This is a genomic window from Methanosarcina sp. UBA5 (assembly GCF_002505485.1).
Taxonomy (GTDB): domain Archaea; phylum Halobacteriota; class Methanosarcinia; order Methanosarcinales; family Methanosarcinaceae; genus Methanosarcina.
The window spans coordinates 3,199-9,186 of record NZ_DAVG01000133.1 but is presented as its reverse complement, the minus strand read 5'-3'; the positions used below and the strand labels follow the sequence as shown (position 1 = coordinate 9,186).

The window sequence follows — 5,988 nt, the reverse complement described above, 5'->3', positions numbered from 1 at the left end:
AGAGGCACGGAGTGAGTCTGGAAGCCACACACTTTGTAGGGGTGAGCGCCCATTGAGAGAGCTACGAACTGGGCAATATTCATGTGCACCATATCATACTTTACTCCAAACTCTTTTTCGATAACTGGCTGGTAACGATCGTACTGGATCTGGCAATTCGGGCACATATGAATCATAAGCTCCACGCCCGCTTTTTGAAGGCTGTCAAGTTTAGTCTTTGTCACCTGAAGCGAGGTATCTTTGTTAAGATGGAGCTGGGAAAAACCCATTCCGCAGGTAAGAGTCCGGTCTTCGTACCAGCGCACAGGTTCGGCTCCGCAGGTTGCGGCTATGGTGTCTATCAACTGGAGGTTTTCAGGGTTTCCGAGGACATCGAGATACTTAACTTTATAGTAATGGCAGGCGTGATGGGCTGCAGCTTTAACCCCTGAGAAGTCGAACATTTTCTGTTCCTGAATCTCATTAACCTTGCTTAAGAGAACCTCTACTGCATGGTAGAAGTTTGTCCTCGGATTCATATCGTCTTTTTCATAAACAAGATTTTCAAGGCCCTTTTCCCGAAAGATGGAGTTCACTTTTTCCCGGATCTCTGTATTGGTATTCAGGACTTCACAAGCTTCCTTGTTTATAGCATAACAGGTTGAACAGAGGCACGTTATATTGGGATATCCACATTTTTTTGCGACCGCAAAGTTCCGGGCTGCAATGGCTGTTGTTGTCAGTCCTTCAAAGATATCAGTATAATGTCCTATTCCTGTGCAGCAGGACTGCTCATCATTTATACAGTAGTCTATTCCAAGCCTGTCAAAGACATAACAAGTGGAGGTTTCCACCCCAGGGTACTCCTGCCCGACCATACAGCTTTTAAATAATAAAAGCTGGCTGTCTGGGATATCTTCTATCGCTTTCAAAGCCGAAATCTCCGCTTCTATTTTCTTTCTTGATGCACTGGTTTTCTAGGAGCTGATGCAAAAGTTTTTCCTGTATTTTTGCCTTGAGCCACTTCTCCCTGTCAAAATAGCCTGTGGCTTCAAGAATGGCCTGAACTTCCCCATGGGTGTTCCTGATATCCTTTGAACTCAGTCCAAGTTCAACACGGGTTGACTCTAGATTTTTCTTGAACCTGATCCAGCGTTCTCCGAGGTCTCTTTCCATATTTTTAATTCCAGCACTAGGTACTTTGCTGGCTCCGTTTTCTGCAAGATACTCTCCTATCTCAAGGAAGTAGGCAAGTTTCTCAACTCCTATACCTTCATTGATGGCCATCTGCCTAAGCACCTGCACGATTGTTACAGGGCTATTATTCCTGGGACAGCGCAGGTTACAGGAGTAACAGTAGAAACAGGACCAGATCATCTCGGACTCAAGCACACTGCGGTCGTTTTCCAGTACCTTTTTCACAATCTGACGTGGGCTATAATCTGTAAAGCGGGCTGCAGGACAGGAAGCCGTGCAGGCTCCGCACTGGATGCAGCGGTCAAGCCCCAGAGAGGCAGGTGTCCGGATGCTTTTCTTCGCGGTTTCTGCAAGGGTTTTACATTCCGGGGTATCATATTCGTTTACATATGGAATCATTTGATCATCTCTCCTTCCCGGGCAAGGCTGGTAAAAGTGCCTGCAAGCCCTCGTGTGTTTGGAACATAAGCTTTTTTGAAATAGAGCCGGTTTCCTGAATTTCCAAGGTCTTTTTTCAGTTTCTCGAAATGGCTGACAGTTAGAGGATATATAATCTCGGCTTTCGGGCTGTCTGGAGGATCCTCTATAAAAAGGACAGCTGACGCCCCGCGTTTGAAGGCGTGAAGTAACAGGTCTTTATCAACCACGAGATTTGTGGGCACCTTGATTAACTTGACATTTGATGGATAGGTCAGTGCGCTATTTCCTATATTGTCGCAGGTTAAGGATGCAATCCCGCTATTTACAAAGCCCAGCAAGTCTCCTTCTTTGACTACCCCTTCAACTTCAGCTTTTAGCTGGTTTTTTGTAAAACCCGCAATCTGGATAGCTCCGTTCTGACAGATTTCAGTACAGTATCCACATCCGGTACAGGCAAGCGGGTCTACGATAATCTTTCCACTCTCATTTAAGGAAAAAGCCTCGAAAGGACATCTGAGACATTCCTTACACTGAGTGCAGAGTAGCTGATTGATAGTCGGGATTTCGTTTACCAGGGCTTTTGGGCTGTCAGCAATAAAGGCACTTCCCCTTATAGCTGCAAGCCCTGCCTGGGAAATAGTATCCGTAACATCCTTAGGGCTCTGGGCAGTGCCGCAGACAAAGATCCCATCCAATGAGCTGTCTACAGGCCTCAGTTTAGAATGCCTTTCCTTGATAAAGCCGCTTTCACCCTGGCTGATATTCAGTATACTGGCAATTTTTTGGGTTCCCTTTGAAGGAACCATAGCCGCAGAGAGTACGACAAGATCGGCAGGTAGCTCTGTTATTTTCTGGTTAAGGGTATCTTCGAGTCTGACAAGAAGGCTTTTATCCGGCTTTTCGACAATTTCGGCAGGTCTTCCCCTTACAAATCTAACTCCCATATCCTGGACTGCCCGATAATAGTTCTCGTAAAAGCCAAGAGCCCTCAAATCGACATAGCAGATCGTGATTTCCGTACCCGGGTATTTTTTCATTATCAGGTTCGAGTGCTTTAAGGCTGCCATGCAGCAATATCTGGAACAATAGCGGTTTCCACCTTCTTTTTCATCCCTTGAGCCCACACACTGGATCATAACTATCCTTTTAGGAATTTCCGGGATATCCTGAGAATAATTCTCTGAGGAACTTTTACTACCGCAGGTGCCTTTTGAACTGACAGCATCAGGGTCCAGACTGAAATCCGAAGGCCTGACCAATATCCCTTTTGTAGGACCGTTGATCCCGAGCATTCTGGCAAGTTCCATCTGGGTCATAACGTTTTTGAAAATCCCATACCCATACTGGGGTTTCTGGGATACATCATACTCCTCAAACCCGGTAGCAACAATAACTGCACCGACATTGAGCTCAATAATTTCTTCCTTTTGTGAAAAGTCAATTGCTCCTGATTTACAGGCCTCTGCACATTTTCCGCAGGTTTCGCCCTTGAACTGCAGGCAGTGGTCAGGATCTATGCAGTAGATTTTCGGAACTGATTGGGAAAAACGCAGGGAAATTGCCTTTTTGTCCATGTACCCACAGTTGAACTCGTTTTCAACCAGGACAGGACAGACACGGCTGCATCGGCCACAGCCTGTACAGTTGTCATGTACGTATCTCGGTTTTTTCCTTAGTCTGACTGTGAAGTTGCCGGCACTTCCGCTTAAGCGTTCCACCTCAGTCCAGGTTAAGAGGGTTATTTTTGGGTTAGCTACTACCTCATTCATCAGTGGACTTAGCGAGCACATCGCGCACTCTTCCGCAAGTTTGTCAGGAGAAAAAACCTTACCGATTTTTGCCATATTTCCACCTATACTGGAGTCTTTCTCGACAAGGTAGGTGGAAATTCCATTATCTGCGAGGTTAACTGCCGCAGTTATCCCTGCAATTCCTCCGCCAATAACGAGGGCCTGCGGAACGATGTTTACTTTTATTTCTTCAAGGGGCTCATGATTTTCCAGGCGTCTGAGTTTTCCCCACAGAAGTGAGAGGGCTTTTTCAGTCGCTTCGTCCTTGTCCGGATGCACCCAGGCGCAGTGTTCCCTGAGGTTTGCGATTTCGAGCATTGCCCGGTTCAAACCTGCATCCTGAATACACTTCTTAAAGAGAGTGCCGTGTTTGGAAGGCGTGCATGAACCTATTACTATCCGGTCGAGGTTCCCTTCCAAAATCTTATTTTTGATAAGGGTCTGTCCTTCTCTTGAACAGAGATACTCGTAATCGAAGACCGGGATCCCTTCTGCCTTAAGGGTTTTCTTAAGTGAATTAATATCAATACGTTCGGAAATGTTCCCACTGCAATGGCAGATAAATACAGCGGTTTTGTCCAGGGCAGCGTTCATTATATTAAATCTTTCAGGGATTCATATTTAAGACTTGCCGGAATAATCTGATAAATAACCCAATTAGGAAAGACAAGTACCATTATATGTAAAATACGGACAGTTTTTGGAAAAAAGTGACCTTGAACCTTACATTTGCTCTATTCATACTAATTCTGTTTCCTGAGCAACGGAAAACTACAATTAAAAATGCGTTTATCCTATATATACATAGAAGAAGCCTGCAGAGATCGTAAATATAAATTGTTCTTTGTTCTACAAATCCTAAGTTCTCTACATATAATAAAATAACATGTGAAATTGTCGGGAAGTTTTTATAGGCACATAATTATATATATGGAGAAAGTATTATTATTTAAATCAACTGAGAAAAACAGATTTTGTGAGAGACTCCCACAGATCAGAAACTCATATAAATAGAAATATATTTAATAAAGGAAATAAAATTTAGTGAAAAAATAACAGATCTAAAATAATGTGTTTCTATTAATCTGAATACTGGATGAAAAATGATATCGAAAGTGATCACAAGCTGCTCTTTCGGTATAAACGGTAGATGATAGTTGTGGCAGATAATGAGTTTACATCAGAAAACAACGAATTTAAGATGGGAGAGGTTGAATACGAGATGGTGGAGCTTTTGAGAAGACTTAATATTAACAGGCCAGTTGCTCTCACTCTTGCATGCCTTTCTAAAGGAGAGGAAATTTCTTCCCAATGCATCGAAATGGTATCAGGCTTGAGGCAGCCGGAAGTTAGCATTGCAATGCGCTATCTACGCGAAAATGACTGGGTAGATATGCGGGAAGAAAAGAAGAATCAGGGCAAAGGTAGACCGGTTAAATTGTATAAACTGACGGTCCAGATGGAAACGATTATCAATTCAATAGAAGAAGACGTAATGGCTGAAAGCAAGGCCGTGCTCCAGAACATAGAACGCCTCAAAAGTCTTTCCTGAAATCAATAAGAGCAGAGATATTACAAGTGTTTTCCACAAATTCTCAGAAAAATTAATTCTTATTCTAAAGTCTGGGTTTTATGACCCAGATTCGACATCTTATCTGTTTAATGTGTATTGAAGGTAAGATACTTGAGAAAAACTAGCTCCTCTTTGTAATTAGGTTATCTATTTGTGATTCTTGTAATACTTCTTTTTAATTCTTTAAAACTTACGCACTTGAGGTACAAAATCAATTTCAATAAGTACTGTTGTTTGAATTTATATTTTAGACCGTTAAAGGTTTAATGCTATTCATTTTTCAGTTCAAATGCGTAAGTTCTATTCTTATTATCTCTTGTTTCCATCCTTGCGATGTCTCCCTTTGATCCTTTTGATATCACTTTTCCACTTGAATCTGAATTTCAAAAACGACAAAGGAAAAAAAATCTTTAGGATGCAAGATTAGGACTTCGCGCTTGAAGCACAAAATTAAGCAAATAGACTTTCCAGTTAAACTTGTTATTTGCACAGTTAGAGTTCCAAATGAGCTTATCCCAAAACTCAAAATTCGATGGCTAATTGATTTCCGATTACGAGAATGCTTCTAAATTTCTTATTGGTATAAAAATAAAATTGGTTTTGGGATAAGCTCAATTATTGATTTCTCAACTTAACTGTATAATTTCTAGAAAATAGAGTATATAATGGATACCAGGAAGAAACATCTCAATAGAGATAAAGAGGGCATCTAGCAAGCTTTAGTAATTTTTATTATAAGAATGCCCTGCGAATTTTTTTCACATCCTTATAACTTTAAAAAACTGGAATTTCAAAAAAGTTAATTTTGAAGCAAAATCTAAGTCTAAAAATTCAAAAAATCTCATAAAAAGTTCAAAATGGGACAACGTTCTAAAAATATATGGTGGGCCCGCTGCGATTCGANNTTATCAGCCGTGCGCTCCACCAAGCTAAGCTACGGGCCCAATATAAAAGATAAATGAGGTTGCAAAACCTGAAAATTCTCCTCAGAAAGGATTATCAAGTTGTGGTGGGCCCGCTGCGATTCGA

4 protein-coding genes are annotated in these 5,988 nt (G+C 41.8%); 1 reads left to right on the top strand and 3 read right to left on the bottom strand.

Annotated elements, in window-relative coordinates; genetic code table 11:
- The 3 genes from hdrB to hdrA all read right to left on the bottom strand — a co-directional run.
- On the bottom strand, positions 1-911 hold a 911-nt coding region (gene hdrB / locus BP621_RS16655), incomplete at its 3' end, for a ferredoxin:CoB-CoM heterodisulfide reductase subunit HdrB (protein WP_292391845.1).
- Positions 865-1,575, bottom strand: coding sequence for a ferredoxin:CoB-CoM heterodisulfide reductase subunit HdrC (gene hdrC / locus BP621_RS16650; RefSeq protein ID WP_292391843.1), 711 nt, complete (start codon positions 1,573-1,575; stop codon positions 865-867). The genes hdrC and hdrB, both read right to left, overlap by 47 nt.
- On the bottom strand, positions 1,572-3,980 hold the full coding sequence (gene hdrA / locus BP621_RS16645; RefSeq protein ID WP_292391841.1) for a ferredoxin:CoB-CoM heterodisulfide reductase subunit HdrA: 2,409 nt from the start codon (positions 3,978-3,980) through the stop codon (positions 1,572-1,574). The genes hdrC and hdrA overlap by 4 nt, the downstream gene beginning before the upstream one ends.
- A gap of 556 nt (positions 3,981-4,536) precedes the next feature.
- On the opposite strand from hdrA, the gene BP621_RS16640 reads away from it, so the two are divergent.
- Complete coding sequence (locus BP621_RS16640) at positions 4,537-4,938, top strand: transcriptional regulator (protein WP_292391840.1); 402 nt, start codon at positions 4,537-4,539, stop codon at positions 4,936-4,938.
- The last annotated feature ends 1,050 nt before the right edge of the window (positions 4,939-5,988 follow it).